Origin of the sequence: Sciscionella marina DSM 45152, from assembly GCF_000379465.1 — a bacterium.
Lineage (GTDB): Bacteria > Actinomycetota > Actinomycetes > Mycobacteriales > Pseudonocardiaceae > Sciscionella > Sciscionella marina.
In genome coordinates, this window is the sequence record NZ_KB905414.1 from 297,852 (window position 1) to 314,695 (window position 16,844).

Below are 16,844 nucleotides of genomic sequence, written 5' to 3' on the forward strand. Positions count from 1 at the left end.
GCTCACCTCACTCCGTAAATGTACGCACATTTACGTTAGGAGAGGTACGCACATTTGACAACCGGTACCGTGCGGGCATGGCGAGAAGGACACTCGATCGGGTTGGCACCGAACCCCTGTGGCGCCAGCTCCAGCGCGAACTGCTCACTCGCCTGGAAGCCGGCGAGTTCACCGAGCTTTTCCCAGGTGAGCTGGCACTGGTCGAGGAGTACGGGGTCAGCAGGCACACCGTGCGCCAGGCACTGCGCCAGCTGCGCAGCGATGGCGTGATCATCGCCGAACGCGGACGCCAGCCACGGGTCGCGCCCGCGCCGGAGATCCAGCAGCCGATGGGCGCGCTCTACAGCCTGTTCGCCTCCGTCGAGGCCGCCGGGCTGGCCCAGAACAGCATCGTGCGCGCCTTCGACACCCGCGCCGACGCACTCATCGCCGAACGCCTCGAGCTCGAGGCCTCCACCCCGCTGGTGTACCTGGAGCGACTGCGGCTCGCCGGAGAGGAACCGCTCGCCCTCGACCGCGTCTGGCTACCGGCCGCGCTCGCCAAACCACTGCTCGACGCCGACTTCACACACACCAGCCTGTACAACGAGCTCGCCACCCGGGCCGGGGTGCGCCTGGACGCGGGCGAGGAAGAGATCCACGCCGTGCTGCCCACCCCCGCCGAACGCGCCCAGCTGCGCTGCCCGGCCGGGGAGGCCGCCTTCTCCATCAACCGGCTCGGTTACGCGCAGGGGACCCCGGTCGAATGGCGGCACACCCTGGTACGCGGTGACCGGTATGCCCTGACCGCGCGGTTCTCGGCGGCGACCGGGTACCAGCTCATCCAGCGCCTCGACGAATAGGACTCGCCGAACGCGAGAACGCCCGCTCCGCCGACCACCTCCCGCGTCTGTACGTACTTCCTTCATTCCGCTTGGGTATACCCGCTCTCCGAACCAATCCTGGAATCCCGGCGGAACCCGGGGACAACCCAGGAACGCAGCCGGTCCGCCGTTACGGTGAACGGGTCGCACCGGATCGATGAGAGGACACCATGTTCACCGGACTCAGTGCTTTCCCGCTCACCCCGACCGATGAGGAGGGGATCGATGAGCGCGCGTTCGCGGGACTGGTCACCCGGCTCGCGCAGGCCGGTGTGGACTCGATCGGGGCCCTGGGCTCGACGGGCGGGTATCCGTACTTCGACCGCGCGGAACGGGCGGCGGTGGGACGGATCGCGGTGGAGAACGCGGCGGGGATCCCGGTCATGATCGGCATCGGCGCGTTGCGCACCAGGGATGTGCTGGCGCTCGCGGAGGATGCGCAGCAGGCGGGCGCGTCCTCGGTGTTGCTGGCCCCGGTTTCCTATCAGCAGCTCACCGAGGACGAGGTGTTCGGGCTCTACGCGGAGGTCGCGCAGGAGCTCTCGGTTCCGCTCTGTGTCTACGACAACCCGGGAACCACGCATTTCACGTTCAGCGATGAGCTGTACGCGCGGATAGCGGAATTGCCCGCGGTGGGCGCGATCAAGATCCCCGGGGTTCCCGCCGAACAGGCAACGGAACGGATCGCCGCGCTGCGCGCGCTGCTCCCCGAACGGGTGGCGCTCGGGGTCAGCGGTGACCCGCTGGCGGCCGCGGGCCTGCAGGCGGGCGCGCGGTTGTGGTTCAGCGTGCTGGGCGGGTTGCTTCCGGAGCCGTGTCTCGCGCTCACCCGCGCCATCGCCGGTGGCGAACCGGTCGGCGAGCTGACCATGCGGATGCGTCCGCTGATGGATCTGTTTCTGCGCTACGGCAGCATTCGCGTGGTCGCGGCCGCGGCGGCGCACCTCGGCCTTGTCGAGTCCCCCGCGCTGCCGAAACCGCTGCGCGAGCTGGACTCCTCGGCGCGCGCGGAGGTGGCCGCCGCGGTACGCATGGTGACCGCGTAGCTCCGCACACATCGGATCGCACGAGGGTATTGACGCGCCTGGACAACAGTCGCCATCATTGCGCTATAAGCAACAAGACTTGTAATACGCAACAATCCCTCTCCGATGGCGAAGGGAGCGGTCGATGAACATCCTCCTCGCCGACACGCTGCCGGACGACTTTCGCGCCGAGCTCACCGCACTCGGGCACCACTGCACCGATGCCCCGGAACTGGACGCTGCGGGCCTGCCCGCCCGGTTGGCCGGGCACGAGGTGCTCATCGTGCGCAGCACGGTGGTCACGGCCGAGGCGCTGCGAGCGGGCGAGGATCTGCGCCTGGTGATCCGCGCGGGCTCGGGCACCAACACGATCGATGTGGCCGCGGCCGGGGAACGCGGGATCGCGGTGTGCAATGTGCCGGGCCGCAACGCGATCGCGGTCGCCGAACTGGCCTTCGGGCTGCTGCTCTCCCTGGACCGGCACATCCCGGAGGCGGTTACCGAGCTGCGGGCCGGGCGGTGGGACAAAAACCGGTTCGCCGTGGCGCGCGGCATCAAGGGCCGCCGCATCGGGATCGTCGGCCTCGGCCGGATCGGGCTCGCCTTCGCCGAACGCGCGGTGGCCTTCGGCGCCTCGGTGTACACACTCGCCAAGGCGGGCCGCGACGCGGAGACGCTCAGCCGGGCGCGGGCGATCGGAATGCGCTATGTCGACGGGCTGCCCGAGCTCGCCCGTACCTGCGATGTGCTCTCCCTGCATCTGCCCTCGAACGCGGGCACCCGCCAGCTGGTGGACGCCGCACTGCTCGCGGAACTGCCGCAGGGAGCGATCGTGCTCAACACGGCACGGGGCGAGCTCATCGACGAACCGGCACTGCTCGCCGCGCTGGACGGCAAGGGACTGCGCGCCGGGCTCGACGTGTTCGCGGACGAACCGGGGTCCTCGACCGGCGCGATCCACTCGCGGCTGGCCGCGCATCCGAATGTGCACGGCACGCACCACATCGGCGCCTCGACCGAACAGGCGCAGCAGGCGGTCGCCGAAGAGGTGCTGCACATCCTGGCCGATTTCACCGAGGGGCGGCTGCGGCACTGCGTGAACCGCGAGGCGATCGGGCTCGCGCTTTCCTCCGGTGGTGCGCCGTGAGCGCCCCGCTGACCGTGCCCACCGATGTGCTGCGCACCAGGGCTCCCCGGCTGCGGCTGATCACCGAGGAGAACCGGCAGATCGCGGTCCCGGCGCCCGCAGTCGTGGTGTACCGCGTCGAATCCGGTGGGCACCGGCAGACCGGGATCCTCGTCGAGGTCGCCGTGGACGACTACCGCGCGGGCCGGATCCGCAGGCATGAGGAAACCCAGCCCGACCGGGTGCGCCTGTTGTGCGAACAGCGCGCGGCGGACGGTTTCGAAGAAGTCCCGGTGGCCCTGGCCCAGCCCGGCCGTCCCGCACTGCGTTCCGTGCTCGCCCGGATCACCGAGCACCCGCCGTGGACCAGCGTGACCACTCCCGATGGCGCGCATCATCAGGTCTGGGTGTGCGAGGATCCGGAGCTGCTGCGCGCCGCCGGTGCCGAACTGGCCGCGACCGATGTGCTCTACATCGCCGACGGGCACCACCGGATGGCCGCCGCCGACCAGGACGGGGCGGCGGTGTCGGCGGGCGAGCTCGACCAGCAGCCCGCGAACGCGTTCACCCTCGCGGCCGTGTTCCCCGCCGAGGAACTGCGCATCCTCGGCTATCACCGCCATGTCCCGCGCCCGCACGGGGAATCGGCGCGCGCACTGCTCGCCAGGCTCACCGCGGCCGGTCCGGTCCGCACCGTCGAACCGCATCCGGTTCCCGAGTCCGCGCCCGGCGAGGTGGCGATGTGGCTGGACGGGAACTGGTACCGGTTGCGGCTCTCCGGAGACCGAGCCGAGCTGGACGTGGTCACCTTGGACGAGCAAGTCCTCGGCCCGGTCTTCGGGATCGGTGCGGCCACGCCCTTTTCCGGGACCGCGGCCGAGGTCGCCGCGTTCTGCGCCGAACACGAAACGATCGGGTTCCTGCCGCATCCGCCCTCGGTGGATGCGGTGCTCGGAATCGCCGATGCCGGTTCGACCATGCCACCGAAATCGACCTGGTTCGATCCGAAGATCCGTTCCGCGTTGTTCCGGCGTGCGCTGCGCTGAATTATCGCGCGGTACAGCCGTGTGTCGGTTTCCCGGCGAACCGATCCTGCATCCACGACCACATCTGCGGAATGCTCCCGAAATCGTAGACGACGTGTTCGGGAATCAGGCTCAGGTGATATTCCACATCGGCGCCTCGGGCACACCACTGCCGATAGGTTCCCTGGTTGTATTCGGGGCGGATGATCTCGTCGAGCGCCGACTGCTGAATGAGCACGGGCGCGGTCGGGGTGAGTTTTCCGGTGCTGGATTCCGCCATGACCCGGTTGACTTCCGGATCGGTGAACAGATCGGTTTTCGCGTATTTTCCGATATCCTTGAACGGTTCCATGGCGAGCAGTTCCAGCTGACAGCGCTGGGAAATCCGGCCCAGTTCACGTTTTCCTTCCGGGGTGAGCAGCCTGCGCAGTTCCGGATGTGCCCGCAGTTGTCCGGCCACCCCGCCGAACGCGAACCCGGAGAACGGTCCGCCGTTCACCCCGCGCAGGGTTTTCTTGAGATCACCGGGAAAAGCACCGGCCACGAATCCCCGCACGTTCAGTTCCGGCGCGTACCGCGGCTGCAGCTGTGCGGCCCAGGCGGTCGCCTGCCCCCCACCGGAATAGCCCCACACGCCGACGGGGGTGTGCGTGTCGATTCCGTCCGCACCGAGCTGTTCCGCGGCCCGGATCCCGTCCAGGGTCGCCTGACCGGCCATCGGTCCGACCGTCCACTGCATATCCGGGCCCTGGTAATCGGTCATCACCGAGGCCCACCCGCTGGCCAGCGGGAGGAACAGCCCCGTGGTGTCCTTCTCGAGGCCCACGCGCAGACCGTAGGAGGGATTGCACTGGCTGCCGAGGCTGTCCGTGGCGATCTGATAGGAGAACAGTTTCGCCTGCCCGTCTTTCGGCGGGATCAGCGGCAGGATCACCGTGCTGACCACGCTCACCGGGCGGCCGTGCGCATCGGTGCTGCGCACGAGCAGCTGCCAGGTGCGCACCGGGACCGGAATGCCGTAAGCCTTCGGGGTGATCCGGCGTTTGCGCAGAATCGAGCCGGGCGCGGTGTTCTCGAACCCCTTGGGTGGCTTGTAGAACGGGTCATCGGCCGGAAACGCGGGCCAGCCGGGCGGCGCGTGTTCGTGCCCGGCGGCCGGATCCGTTGCCGGGGCCGCGGCCGCGGGACCGGAAGCCAGGCCGAGTAGCCCGGCGAGCAGGAGCGCGATCAAGGAAATCGGCAACCATCGGCGTACGCGCATCGGGGGGCTCCCTACCGCCGCAAAAGTAATACGGCCGTGGTAGTATCTCGGTGAGACCGATCATAGATGCCGTTACCGTGAGGTTGTCAATGGCGACTACACGTGGTGTCCGCCGAGTACGGCAGGACCGCAGCAGGCAGCGCCGCGACGCGTTGCTCGAGGCGGCCGTGGAACTGATCGAGGAAAGCGGTCTGCGCGCGGTGACCCACCGGGCCGTCTCGGTACGTGCCGGATTCTCCCCCGCGACGGCGGGTAATTATTTTCCGTCCACCCAAGACCTGATCGAGCACGCCCTCCGCCATCATGTCGGACAACGGGCCGAGCGGCTCGCCGAGACCCTGCGCGAGGCCGTCGCGGGCGCGGAGAACCTGACCGAGATCGGCGACCGGATCGCGCGCGCACTTGTCGAGGGCCGCACCGGCGTGACGGCCGCGCAGTACGAGGTCTACCTCGAAGCCTCCCGCAATCCCGCACTGCGCAGCGCCGTCGGCGAAGCCATGTCCGCGTTCGAAGAGGCAGCCGTGCCACTGCTGACCGCGCTCGAGGTGGCCGATCCGCGGCGCGCGGCGCGTTCCTTCGTGGCGATCGCCGACGGTTTCGCCGTGCACCGGCTCGCCAACCCGATGCCCGCCGATGAGGAGATCTCCCTGATCAACGAGGCGCTGGCCGGAGTGCTCGTGGCCAGCGTGCTGCCCATCGAGCGGATCCGGGACATTCTCCCGGAATGGCAGGGACGGCGCTGATCCGGCTCAGCGCTGGCCGAACTCGACGTACTCGCGCAGCCGGCGGCCGGTGTAGACCTGGCGCGGGCGGTCGATCTTCGTGGCCGGGTCGTGGAACATCTCGCGGTAGTGGGCGATCCAGCCGGGTAGCCGCGCGATCGCGAACAGTACCGAGAAGTATTCCGTCGGGAAACCGATCGCCCGGTAGATCAGCCCGGTGTAGAAGTCGATGTTCGGGTAGAGCCCGCGTTCGATGAAGTAGTCGTCGGAAAGGGCGCGCTGCTCCAGTTCCTTGGCGATGTCGAGCAGCGCGTCATCGGCGCCGTTCTTGCCGATCAGCCGGTCGGCGGTGGCCTTCACGATCTCCACCCGCGGATCGTGGCTACGGTAGACGCGGTCCCCGAAGCCCATGAGCTTCACCGCGGGGCGCCCCTGCTTGACCCCGGTGAGCAGCCCGTCGATATCGCTGCCGGTATCGCGAAGCTTCTCCAGCATGTGCACCACTCCGGCGGTCGCCCCGCCGTGCAGCGGGCCGAAAAGGGCGTTGATCCCGGCCGAGACCGAGGCGAACAGATTCGCCTGCGAGGAACCGACGACGCGCACCGTCGAGGTGGAGCAGCTCTGTTCGTGATCGGCGTAGAGCATCAGCAGCAGATCGAGTGCCCGGACGACCTCCGGATCGGGCACATAGCGTTCCCCGGGCGCTCCGAAGGTCAGCTGCAGGAAGTTCTCCAGCAGCCCGGCCTCGTTGTCCGGATAACCGAACGGCAGGCCGATCGATTTCTTGTAGGCGTACGCGGCGATCACCGGGACCTTGGCGAGCAGGCGCACCGTGGACAGTTCGACATTCGGTTCGTCGAACGGATCCAGGCTGTCCTGGTGGAAGGTGGAAAGGGCGGAGACGGCGGAGGAAAGCACCGGCATCGGGTGCGCGTCCCGCGGGAAACCGTCGAAGAACCGCTTCAGATCCTCGTGCAGCAGGGTGTGCCGGTTGATCTGCTCGGCGAAATCCGTGTAGTGCGCGCGATCCGGGAGCTCGCCGTGGATCAGCAGATAGGCCACCTCGATGAAATTCGAGCGTTCGGCGAGCTGTTCGATCGGATAACCGCGATAGCGCAGAATGCCCGCTTCGCCGTCGATATAGGTGATCTGCGAACGACAGGATGCCGTGTTCACGAAACCCGGATCGAGCGCCGTCATCCCGGACCGGTCGAGCAATCCGGAGAGCTCGATCCCGGGATGTCCTTCGGTGGCCTCGACGACTGGCAGCTGGATGTCAGCATTACCGGGCTGGAGGGTGACGGCGCCGGTCGTGTTGTCCCGCATGCGTGCCCCTAACAGGTGAGTTCGGTCGACCTGTACCGCACGCTAGACCACCACGGGCACGCTCGGGAACCCGGTCCGCGAACCGTTCGGAAACCTTCATCGAGCCGTCAGCTCGCCAGCACGGATACCGCGAACAGCACGAACCCGACGGAGAGCCCGATCAGCGAGGCATTATCGACATAACGGTACAACCGGGTTTCGCCCCATTCCGGGCGGAAGGCCAGCGGGAAGAAGGCCAGCGGCGCGGTCCAGCACACCACCGAGAGCAGGATCGAGGCGAACAGGGGCGGATCGGGCACCGCCGCGCCGAACGCGGTGAGCACGGTGCCCTGCATCAGCATCTCGATGTGCCCCTGCCGGATCCGGCGCGCGTCCCGCAGGCCGGCCCGCAATCGCTGGGCCCGCGGGGTACGGGTCACGTACACCATGGCCCAGCCGGTGAGCGCGCCGACGGCGAGTTCGAGCACCCCGACCTTGACAAGGAAATGCATCAGCCGATCCCACCGGGAAAGTAGGGCGCTTCGGCGTACCACGGCAGCGCCGCCCAGACCGCGGCCGCGATGGTGAACGCGCTCTGGTCCGCGAAGGGCGCCGCGACCACCTGTGCGCCGAGCGGCATCCCGGAGTCCGCGAGCGCGGCGGGCACCGCGACCACGGGGCAGCGGCTGGCGAGGTTGAACGGTGCGCACATCGCCGCATCCAGGTTGTGCCCCGCGTCCACCCCGTCCACGATGATCGGCTCGTCCACATAGTCGAGCCCGGCCCGCAGGCTCTCCATCCCGGTCGTCGGGCACAGCAGGGCGTCGAAGCGGGCGAACACGTTCGCGAGGTCGGCCTGCACCCGTGCTTCGGTGCGCACCGAGCCGTACCGGCCGAGCTCGGCGAAGGCGGCCTCCCCGCGTTCCACGAATTCCTTGGTATAGGGCAGGATCCCGGAACCGCGCTCGGCCATCGTCTCCCGCACCATCGCGGCCAGGATCGCGCCGTAGTGCGCCCAGGCCGCGTGCATGATCTCCGCGCGCCGCCAGGGCAGTTCGATCTCCTCGACGTGCACGCCCTGTTCCCGCAAGCCCTCGACGGCCTGTTGCAGCGCGCCTGCCACGCTCGGTTCCACCGGATAGTCCCCGAGGCGCGTACACAGCGCCACGCGCATACCGCGCGCCCGGTCGGCTACCGCAGCGACACAGAATTCCGGGGCGGGGACCGAGGTCGGATCGACCGGGTGCCGCCCGGCGATGACATTGCCGAGCAGCGCGCAGTCCTGCGGGCCGCGGGCCAGCGGTCCGTCGTGGCAGTAGTGGTCCAGGTTGTACGGCGGGAGCGCGGGAACCCTGCCATAGGGCGGTTTGAAGCCGGTGACCCCGTTGAACGCGGCCGGGATCCGGATCGAGCCCGCGATGTCCGATCCGGTGGCGAGCGCGGCGGTCCCGGCCGCGAGCGCGGCACCCGAACCGCCCGAGGAACCACCGGAGGAGCACTCCAGCCGCCACGGGGTGCGGGTCACGCCCCACAGTTCACTGTGCGTGAATCCTGCGGTGCAGAATTCCGGTGTCGTGGTGCGCGCGTGCAGGATCCCGCCCGCCGCGCGGATGCGTTCGACAGCGGGATGGGTCACCTCCGCGATATCGCCCTCGGTCAGCGCCGAACCCTCGCGCAGCGGCAGTCCGGCGATGGGCTGCTCCTCCTTGATCGCGACCGGCAATCCTTCCAGTGGGCGGGCCGTTCCGGTGGCATAGCGGCGTTCCGCCTCGCGCGCCTGCTCGAGTGCCGGTTCGAAGAAGGTGTCGGTGAACGCGTTCACCGACGGCTCCACCTCCTCGGCCCGTTCGATCACGGCGGTCATCAGCTCCTGCGGGGAGAGGGTGCCCGCGGCGAACCGCCGCCGTGCCTCGACCGCGCTCAGGTAGACCAGCTCGGTGTCCATCAGTGCTCCAATGCTTCCGCGAAGAAGGCCTTGACCGATTCGAGCACGGGCATGCCTTCGTGCGCGACCCCGGGAACCACATCCTGGCGTACGGCGATCCCGTGCCGTTCCAGGCTCGTGCGCAGGGCGCGCATCCGGTCCTGCCGGTTGGCGCCCTGCCGATCGACTCCGGGCATCCATCGCGGGCTCTCCGGGCCGATCGCGATCTCCCAGGTCTCGGTGTCCCGTTCGCCGATCACCAGCTGCACCGCGACCGCGCGCATCGCCTCGATATCGGGCGCGATACCGAACCGTTGCCCGAGATCCCGTACCCCGACCCAGAAATCCGCCTCGGTGTCCAGCAGGGTCACCACACCGGGCGCGCCGACGGAAACCGCGCGCAACCGGTCCGGATGCAGATAGTAGAAGCGGTGCGCGAAATGCCCGCCGCCGGAGAATCCGTGCAGTAGGAACCGTTCCGCGTCCAGCCGCCAGGTATCGGCGGCCTCGGCGACCATGCCGAGCAGCACTTCGTCGAACCGGATTCCCTCGTACTCGATGAATTTGTAGTTGTCCAGTTCACCGGGGCGCCCGATACCGGCCGGGAACAACGGGGCGAGCGCGATGCACTGGTGGCGCTCGCAGAATTCGGTGAACGCGTCCCGGTAAGTGCTCGCCCCGCGCTCGGTGCCGTGCACCAGCACGACGAGCGGATACACCGTTTCCCCGTCCTCGGCATAGCTTTCCGGGACATAGGCGCAGTAACTGAACCGCTGATCGGCCTGTGCCGCGAAAAACGGGGTGGTCCCGAAATGGTAATAGGAGAGCGTTTCACCGTGCCCCGGCACGTTGCGCATGCGAAATTCCCTTCTGTTTTCCACGTTTGACTTCCAGCCTCCTGGAAAGCCAGGACAGCAACACGTTCAGCAGCAGATACACGACAGCGACGGCGAGATAGGTGGGCAGCAGATTCGAGGTGTACTCCCCCATGACCTTCGCCGAGTCGAGCAGTTCGGGATAACTGACCACATAGCCGAGTGTGGTGTCCTTGAGCAGCGCGATCAGCTGACTCACCAAGGCCGGGGTGAGCGCGCGCAGCGCCTGCGGGATCACCACGGCCCGCATCGCCTGCCCGCCGGTGAGCCCGATCGCCTGCGCCGCCTCGATCTGGCCGCGGTCCAGGGCGAGCACCCCGGCGCGCACCAGTTCGGCGAGCACCGCGGTGTGGTGGATGACCAGGGAGAACACCAACTGCCACAAGGGATCGATCCGGATCCCCGCGACCGGCAGCCCGAGCAGGAAAACGTAGATCACCAGCAACAGCGGGATCGCGCGGAACAGTTCCACATAACCGGCGGCGATCCGGCTCAGCGCGCGCCGCCGGGACATCCGGGCCAGCGCGACCAGAATTCCCAGCGGCAGCGCGATAAGCCCGGCCACCACCGCGGCGAGCAACGTGGAACCCAAGGCCTGCAACAGGAAGCGTTGTACCGGCCATTCCGCGAACACCGTCCAGCGGTCCGCCTCGAGCTGGCCGCGCGCGCCGAACCGCAGCACCACGAGCGCCAGGGCACCGAGCAGCGCGAGCACGGTCAGCACGGTGACCGCGCGGATCCGGTTCCTGCCCCGTGGTCCGGGAGTGTCGAAGAGGAAGGTGCTCACCGGTTCACCGCCCGATCCGCGTACGACGCTCGAGTACCCCGCCGACTAGGCCACCCGCGAGCGTGATGAGCACATAGCAGAGCCCGGCGCACAGGAAGGCGGGCACCGGTTCCGCGTAGTTCACATTGAGCATCCTGGTCACCCCGGTCAGGTCGAGCACGCCGACCGAGGCACTCAGCGAGGTACTCAGCGCCACCGCGATGAACACATTGGTCAACGGCTGGATCATCGCGCGGAACGCCTGCGGCAGCACGACATGACGCAGCAGCTGGCCGAAGCGCATACCGATCGCGCGGGCCGCCTCAACCTGCCCGATGCCGATGTTGTTGATCCCGGATCGCACCGCCTCGCACACGTAGGCGGCCGCATAGGTGGCCACCCCGGCGACCACCGAGGCGAACAGGGACATGCTCAGCCCGATCTCCGGCAGCGCGAACACGATGAGCACGAGCAGCATCAGCAGCGGAACATTGCGGAACACCTCGACATAGCAGCCGCCGAGCCAGCGCAGGATCGGCACCGGGCAGACGCGCAGCACCGCGACGATCGTGCCGAGCACCAGCGCGCAGCCGAACGCGGCCAGCGTCAGCTCGGCCGTGGTGAGCAGCCCGCCGCCGATCTTGTCCACATTGGACCAGAGGACATCCATACTCGCTCCTTGTCTCGGCGCGTCAGGAACCGGGCACCGAGCCGATCACCGGCGGTTTCGGCGGATCGTGCCGCTCGACCGTGCCGATGGTCGCCCGCCACAGCCGGGCCCAGGATCCGTCCGCGTAGATGCGCCGCAGCCAGTCGTCCACCACACGTTTGAGCTCCGGGTCCTGTTTGGACATACCGATCCCGAACGGGGCGTCCTTCGTCGGTGGTCCGGCGAATTTCACGTCCTCGTGTTTGAGCACGAATCCGGAGAGAATGGCGCTGTTGAGGAAGAACGCGTCCACCCGGCCCTGGCGCAGTGCCTGCAGGCACTGCGAAGCCGAATCGAAGATGACCTGCTGCGCGCCCGGCTGTTGCTGCTGCAGCGCCTCGGCGGCGACCGCGGGCATCGTGGCCGTGGTGACCCCGTTCAGATCGGCGAGCCCGTGCACGCTCGTGTTGTCCGCGCGCACCAGGATCGCCCCGCCGCCGATCAGATAGGGGCCGGCGAAATCCACCAGCCGCGCGCGCTGCGGGGTGATCTGATAGGTCGCGACGGTGAAATCGGTGGTTCCGTTCTCCAGCAAGGCTTCCCGGGTGTCACTGGTGACGTTCACCCACTGCACATCCGGTTTTCCGGTCAAGTACTTCGCCAGCATCTTCGCCAGGCTCGCGTCGAATCCGGTGTATTCCCCGGTCATCGGGTTCTTCATGGAATACAGCGGGACGTCGTAGCCGGCCCCGATCGCGACCGCGCCCTTGCGGTGGATGGCCAGCGCGGCCTTACTGCGTTCGAGCGCGCCCGTTCCGGCGACCGGCGCCGCGTCCAGTACGGCGCGCACCGCGGCCGGATCACCGCCGGATGCCTTGTCGTAGCGCGAGTTCACCGCCCCCGAACAGGCGCCGAGACCGAGCATCACGGCCAGCAGGGCGGCGAGAGACCGCCGCGAGGAAACCATAGGAAATGACCCCATCACCGTTGATGTAGTGGCTATTGCATTTCTTCCGTCACTGCGTCGCGTGCACTACACTAGCCATCTGTTGTCGGCACCACAAGAGGGGTCATCGGACGTAATGCCTACTACAAGCAGTGTGTGGGGACGGCCGCTCGCGGACCGCATCGCCGCGCACGCCCATGAGCTGACCGCCACCGAGCTGCGGGTCGCCGAGTACCTGGACGCGCACGGTGAGGAGGTCATCTTCGCCACCGCGGGCGGGCTCGCCAAGGCGATCGGCACCAGCGACGCCACGGTGGTGCGCACCGCGCGCGCACTCGGCTATTCGGGGCTGCCCGAGCTCAAACACGAGGTGGGCCAACAACTCGTGCAGGTCAACAAGCCCGCGGCGCGGTTGCGCAAGCGCATCGAGCACGTCGGCGCCGAGACCGGTGAGCTGCTGGACGAGGTGTTCGCCGAGGGCACCGAACGGCTCGCCGAGACGCGGCGGCTGAGCCGGACCGGACACGTGCGCGCGTGCATCGACTGTCTCACCGATGCGGATGCGGTCGTCGGCTACGGGGTCGGCGTCTCCGCGCTGGCCGCCGACTATCTCGCGACCAGGCTCACCCGGATCGGCAAACCGGCGCGGGCGATCTCGGCGACGGGTTTCCGGCTCGCCGACGAACTGCTCTCGCTGACCGGCGGTGAGGCGCTGGTGCTCTACGCGCCCGGCAGGATGCTCGCCGAGCTCGAGGTGATCCTGGAGCACGCGCACCGGGTCGGCGCCAAGGTCGTGCTCGTCTCCGACGCGCTCGCCGCCCGGATCGGGGACCGGGTCGACCACGCGCTAACCGCGGTGCATTCCGGGAGCGGGCTCACCGGGGAATGCCTGGCCTCCGTGCTGCTCACCGACGCGCTCGTACTCGGTGTCGCCGCCAGGGACCAGGACCGCGCCACCGCGGCCTCCGATCTGCTGACCGCGCTGCGCGGCAGGCTCGGCGCCGAGTAGTTCAGCGCAGTTCCGCGCTCAGCCCGGCAAGCAGCACCCGGAGCCCGAACGCGAACCGGGCCTCGAAGTCGAAGAACAGGTCCATCGGCGTGGTCGCGACATGCGGATACGCGGCCCCGGGCAGCACGGCGGCGAGCAGTTCCCCGCGCTCGACCCCGTCTGCGCCCTGCTGCTCGAGCACTTCACCGAGGACATAGCAGAACAGCGTGGTACAGGCCAGCAACGCGGATTCCGGGGAGAATCCGGCGTCCCGCCAGATGGCGAAGATCTCCTCGGCCACGGTCAGCGTCGGCCGTTTCGTCGTGTAGCTGCCACCGACGATCCGGGCCCCGTCCCGGCGCGCGAGCAGCGCCGAGCGCATCGCCTTCGCGAACGCCGCGGCCCGCGCGTTCCAGTCCGCGCCACCGCGTTCCATCCGTTCGGGCACCTCGGCGAGGATGACCTCGGCCATCTCGTCGATCAGGGCTTGCTTCCCGTCGAACAGGCGGTAGATCGTCGGCAGCTGCATATCGAGGCTGGTGGCCAGTTTGCGCATGGTCAGCGATTCGAGACCGCCGGAATCCACGAGCGCAAGGGCGGCACGAGCCACCGTCTCCGCCCGTGCCGTGGTCTTCGTCTCCCGAATTGACACGTTAACGATGTTATCACTAACTTGGACACAGTAGGTGTTAACGTTGTTAACGCGTCGAGTTGACCACGAAGAAGGCCGCTGCCATGACGAATGCCGCTGTCCTGCCGGAGACCGCTGCCGCGCCGAAAACCGTCGCGATGATCGTGCGCCAGCTGCGCTATGAGGCCGAGGGAGTCGTCTCGGTCGAACTGTGCGCGCAGGACCGCTCCGAGCTGCCGCCCTGGCGCCCCGGTGCGCACCTGGAACTGGTGCTGCCGACCGGGATCACCCGGCAGTACTCGCTGTGCGGATCACCGGACGATCGCTCGGTCTACCGCATCGGGGTACGCCGGGACCGGATGAGCCGCGGCGGATCCGAGTACGTGCACGCCTTTCTGCGTCCCGGCCAGCCGATCCAGGTCCGCGGGCCGCTGGACAACTTCCGGTTCACCGAGGCGGCGGCGTACCTGTTCATCGCGGGCGGGATCGGGATCACCCCGATCCTGCCGATGCTGCGCGAGGCCGAAAACCTGGGCGTGCCATGGCAACTCGTGTACGGCGGGCACACCGCGGACTCGATGGCCTTCCTCGACGAACTCGGAGAGCACGGCGAGCGGGTCTGGCTGTATCCCAGCGACCGGGGGAGCCGGATCCCGCTCGAGGACTGGCTCCGCGAACCGCGCACGGATACGGCGATCTACGCCTGTGGCCCGGAATCCCTGCTCACCGAGATCGAGGAGGGCGCGGAACACTGGGCACCGGGCAGTGTGCACCTGGAGCGCTTCAAATCCCGGCCGAAGGCCACGAGTGAGAACACCGAGATCGAAGTGGTGTGCGCTCGTTCGGATCGGACGGTGACCGTGCCCGCCGACCGCAGCGTGCTCACCGCGCTCGAGGACGAAGGGCTCCCGGTCGCCGGATCCTGCCGGGAGGGAATCTGCGGTACCTGCGAAACCCGGGTGTTGCAGGGAACTCCCGAGCACCGCGACGACATTCTCTCCGAGGCCGACCGCGCCGCGGGCGACCGGATGTTCATCTGCGTCTCCCGCGCGTGCGACCGGCGCCTGGTACTCGATATCTAGCCACTCGACATCCGGAAAGGAGGCGGCCATGACCGACATCGCCCATGGCGCGGCGCCCGAACGAACCGCCGCCGACGACTACGAACCGATCGACCTGAACCGGATCCGGGAGATCATCGGGAAACCGGAACAGTTCATCCTGGAGAAGAAGGAACCGCGTCTGGGCGAGTTCGATATGCGGTTCCTCGCGCACAGCACGTTTTTCGTACTCGCCAGCGGGAACGAACTCGGCCACCTGGACACCAGCCCGAAAGGGGACCCGCCGGGATCGGTGAAAGTCCTCGATCCGTGGACGCTGGCCATCCCGGACCGGCCGGGCAACAAGCTGGCCGACACCTTCGAGAACGTCACCCGCAGCCCGGGCGTGGGCATGGTGTTCCTGGTACCCGGAGTGCGGGAAACCGTGCGGGTCAACGGGGACGCGTTCATCACCGAGGATCCCGAGCTGCTGGACCGCCTCGGCGCCGAGGGAAAACCCGCCGTACTCGCCACGATCATACGGATCCGCGAAGTGTTCTCCCAGTGCGGCAAGGCGGTGATCCGCGCGAAACTGTGGCAGGGTGACGACCGCGGGCTCGGCGAGGCGGTCACGAACGGAAGCACCTTCGCCACCATGGCCACCGCCCAGGACGCGGGCAAGTTCAACCGCAGCCTCGGTAATCAGGCGGGCGGGCTCGACGCCGTGCTCGAGGAACACTACGAACACGGCCTGTACTGAGCTACTCCCCTGGAGCGAGTACGTCGGCGAGGATGCGCGCGGCCTCGGCGATCAGTTCGTCGTCGTAGCCGGCCTCCGGTTCGTGTTTCCTGGTGAGGACGGCAAGCACCAGCGACGTTCCGGCACCGGTCCACGCGATGCCGACGTCGTTGCCCGAACCGTAGGCGCCGGACCCGGTCTTGTCCCCGATCAGCCAGGAATCGGGCAGCCCGGTGCGGAACCGCTTGGCGCTGGTGGTGTTGCCGATCAGCCAGCCGGTCAGCCGGGCGCGGTGCGCGGGATCGAGCGCGGTGCCGAGCGCGAGGCGTGCGTAATCCTCCCCGATCGCCCGCGGGGTCGTGGTGTCCCGCGGATCCCCCGGCGCGATGTCGTTGAGCTCGGTCTCCCACCGGTCGAGCCGGGTGACCCGGTCGCCGAGGCTGCGGCAGAACCGGGTGACCCCGGCAGGCCCGCCGATCTGGCGCAACAGCAGGTTTCCCGCGGTGTTGTCGCTGTAACAGATCGCGGCATGGCACAGCTCGGCGATGCGCATCCCGCCGCGTACGTGGTTCTCGGTGATCGGCGAATTCTCGACCAGGTCCTCGTCGGTGTAGTGCACGATCCGGTCGAGGAAGGTCCCGTCACCGTCGCGATCGCGCATGATGGCCGAGGCGGCGAGCGTCTTGAAGGTCGAACACATCCCGAACCGCTCCCCCGCGCGGTGGGTGGCCGTGGCCCCGGTGCGCAGATTTCGCGCGTACACACCGAGATGGGCCTGGTGCGCGCGTTCCAGTGCACGCAGCCGGTCACCGGTACCGGATGCGGCGGCCGCGGGACTCGCGGCGAGCAGCCCGGCTGCCGGGACGGCAAGACCGGCACCGAGCAGGGAACGCCGGGATACGGACATGCAGTACTCCCCTCATCGATTCGGGTTCGTTCCCCGAGCCAACCAGCACCCG

At 68.3% G+C, this 16,844-nt stretch carries 18 protein-coding genes; 8 read left to right on the forward strand and 10 right to left on the reverse strand.

Translation table 11 applies throughout. The annotated features are described in order from the left end of the window. Window positions 1–77 precede the first annotated feature (77 nt). The 4 genes from A37U_RS0131205 to A37U_RS46280 all read left to right on the forward strand — a co-directional run bounded on the left by A37U_RS0131205 (window position 78) and on the right by A37U_RS46280 (window position 4,060). Entirely contained in the window at window positions 78–842 is a 765-nt protein-coding gene (locus tag A37U_RS0131205) for a GntR family transcriptional regulator (RefSeq protein WP_020500608.1), read from the forward strand. A 191-nt stretch (window positions 843–1,033) separates the two neighbouring features. Beyond that, window positions 1,034–1,909 (forward strand): dihydrodipicolinate synthase family protein, encoded by an 876-nt coding sequence (locus A37U_RS0131210; RefSeq protein WP_020500609.1) that lies wholly within the window; start codon window positions 1,034–1,036, stop codon window positions 1,907–1,909. 124 nt (window positions 1,910–2,033) lie between these two features. Beyond that, window positions 2,034–3,035 (forward strand): NAD(P)-dependent oxidoreductase, encoded by a 1,002-nt coding sequence (locus A37U_RS0131215; RefSeq protein ID WP_020500610.1) that lies wholly within the window; start codon window positions 2,034–2,036, stop codon window positions 3,033–3,035. Next, window positions 3,032–4,060 (forward strand): DUF1015 family protein, encoded by a 1,029-nt coding sequence (locus A37U_RS46280; protein ID WP_020500611.1) that lies wholly within the window; start codon window positions 3,032–3,034, stop codon window positions 4,058–4,060. Before A37U_RS0131215 ends, A37U_RS46280 begins: the two co-directional genes overlap by 4 nt. Before the next feature lies 1 nt (window position 4,061). On the opposite strand, the gene A37U_RS0131225 is transcribed toward A37U_RS46280, so the two are convergent. Continuing rightward, window positions 4,062–5,300 (reverse strand): lipase family protein, encoded by a 1,239-nt coding sequence (locus A37U_RS0131225; protein ID WP_020500612.1) that lies wholly within the window; start codon window positions 5,298–5,300, stop codon window positions 4,062–4,064. Window positions 5,301–5,389: 89 nt separating this feature from the next. On the opposite strand from A37U_RS0131225, the gene A37U_RS0131230 reads away from it, so the two are divergent. Further along, window positions 5,390–6,043 carry a TetR/AcrR family transcriptional regulator gene (locus A37U_RS0131230; protein ID WP_020500613.1) on the forward strand — a complete coding sequence of 218 codons (654 nt, stop codon included), beginning with the start codon at window positions 5,390–5,392 and terminating at the stop codon, window positions 6,041–6,043. A gap of 6 nt (window positions 6,044–6,049) precedes the next feature. Here A37U_RS0131230 and A37U_RS0131235 read toward each other — a convergent pair whose 3' ends face one another. From A37U_RS0131235 to A37U_RS0131265, 7 genes are all read right to left on the reverse strand, one after another. After that, window positions 6,050–7,348, reverse strand: a complete 1,299-nt coding sequence (locus A37U_RS0131235) for a citrate synthase (protein ID WP_020500614.1) — start codon at window positions 7,346–7,348, stop codon at window positions 6,050–6,052. A 107-nt stretch (window positions 7,349–7,455) separates the two neighbouring features. After that, window positions 7,456–7,839 carry a hypothetical protein gene (locus A37U_RS0131240; protein ID WP_020500615.1) on the reverse strand — a complete coding sequence of 128 codons (384 nt, stop codon included), beginning with the start codon at window positions 7,837–7,839 and terminating at the stop codon, window positions 7,456–7,458. After that, window positions 7,839–9,272 carry an amidase gene (locus A37U_RS0131245; protein ID WP_020500616.1) on the reverse strand — a complete coding sequence of 478 codons (1,434 nt, stop codon included), beginning with the start codon at window positions 9,270–9,272 and terminating at the stop codon, window positions 7,839–7,841. Before A37U_RS0131245 ends, A37U_RS0131240 begins: the two co-directional genes overlap by 1 nt. Beyond that, the gene (locus A37U_RS0131250) at window positions 9,272–10,108 is read right to left on the reverse strand and encodes an alpha/beta hydrolase family protein (RefSeq protein ID WP_020500617.1); all 837 of its coding nucleotides are present in this window, start codon (window positions 10,106–10,108) and stop codon (window positions 9,272–9,274) included. Before A37U_RS0131250 ends, A37U_RS0131245 begins: the two co-directional genes overlap by 1 nt. Next, the gene (locus A37U_RS0131255; protein ID WP_020500618.1) at window positions 10,083–10,913 is read right to left on the reverse strand and encodes an amino acid ABC transporter permease; all 831 of its coding nucleotides are present in this window, start codon (window positions 10,911–10,913) and stop codon (window positions 10,083–10,085) included. The genes A37U_RS0131250 and A37U_RS0131255 overlap by 26 nt, the downstream gene beginning before the upstream one ends. A 4-nt stretch (window positions 10,914–10,917) precedes the next feature. Next, complete coding sequence (locus tag A37U_RS0131260) at window positions 10,918–11,562, reverse strand: amino acid ABC transporter permease (protein ID WP_020500619.1); 645 nt, start codon at window positions 11,560–11,562, stop codon at window positions 10,918–10,920. Between the two features lie 22 nt (window positions 11,563–11,584). Continuing rightward, complete coding sequence (locus A37U_RS0131265) at window positions 11,585–12,508, reverse strand: transporter substrate-binding domain-containing protein (RefSeq protein ID WP_020500620.1); 924 nt, start codon at window positions 12,506–12,508, stop codon at window positions 11,585–11,587. Window positions 12,509–12,641: 133 nt separating this feature from the next. Between A37U_RS0131265 and A37U_RS0131270 the strand changes: the two genes are divergently transcribed. Beyond that, the gene (locus A37U_RS0131270; protein WP_020500621.1) at window positions 12,642–13,496 is read left to right on the forward strand and encodes a MurR/RpiR family transcriptional regulator; all 855 of its coding nucleotides are present in this window, start codon (window positions 12,642–12,644) and stop codon (window positions 13,494–13,496) included. Between the two features lies 1 nt (window position 13,497). Here A37U_RS0131270 and A37U_RS0131275 read toward each other — a convergent pair whose 3' ends face one another. Next, a complete protein-coding gene (locus A37U_RS0131275; protein ID WP_205623065.1) occupies window positions 13,498–14,127 on the reverse strand; it encodes a TetR/AcrR family transcriptional regulator C-terminal domain-containing protein in 630 nt (209 codons plus the stop codon). A 59-nt stretch (window positions 14,128–14,186) separates the two neighbouring features. On the opposite strand from A37U_RS0131275, the gene A37U_RS0131280 reads away from it, so the two are divergent. Continuing rightward, window positions 14,187–15,188 carry a PDR/VanB family oxidoreductase gene (locus A37U_RS0131280; protein WP_240437729.1) on the forward strand — a complete coding sequence of 334 codons (1,002 nt, stop codon included), beginning with the start codon at window positions 14,187–14,189 and terminating at the stop codon, window positions 15,186–15,188. A 28-nt stretch (window positions 15,189–15,216) separates the two neighbouring features. After that, window positions 15,217–15,906 carry an MSMEG_1061 family FMN-dependent PPOX-type flavoprotein gene (locus tag A37U_RS0131285; protein WP_020500624.1) on the forward strand — a complete coding sequence of 230 codons (690 nt, stop codon included), beginning with the start codon at window positions 15,217–15,219 and terminating at the stop codon, window positions 15,904–15,906. A 1-nt stretch (window position 15,907) separates the two neighbouring features. Here A37U_RS0131285 and bla read toward each other — a convergent pair whose 3' ends face one another. After that, on the reverse strand, window positions 15,908–16,792 hold the full coding sequence (gene bla, locus A37U_RS0131290; protein ID WP_020500625.1) for a class A beta-lactamase: 885 nt from the start codon (window positions 16,790–16,792) through the stop codon (window positions 15,908–15,910). Window positions 16,793–16,844 lie beyond the last annotated feature (52 nt).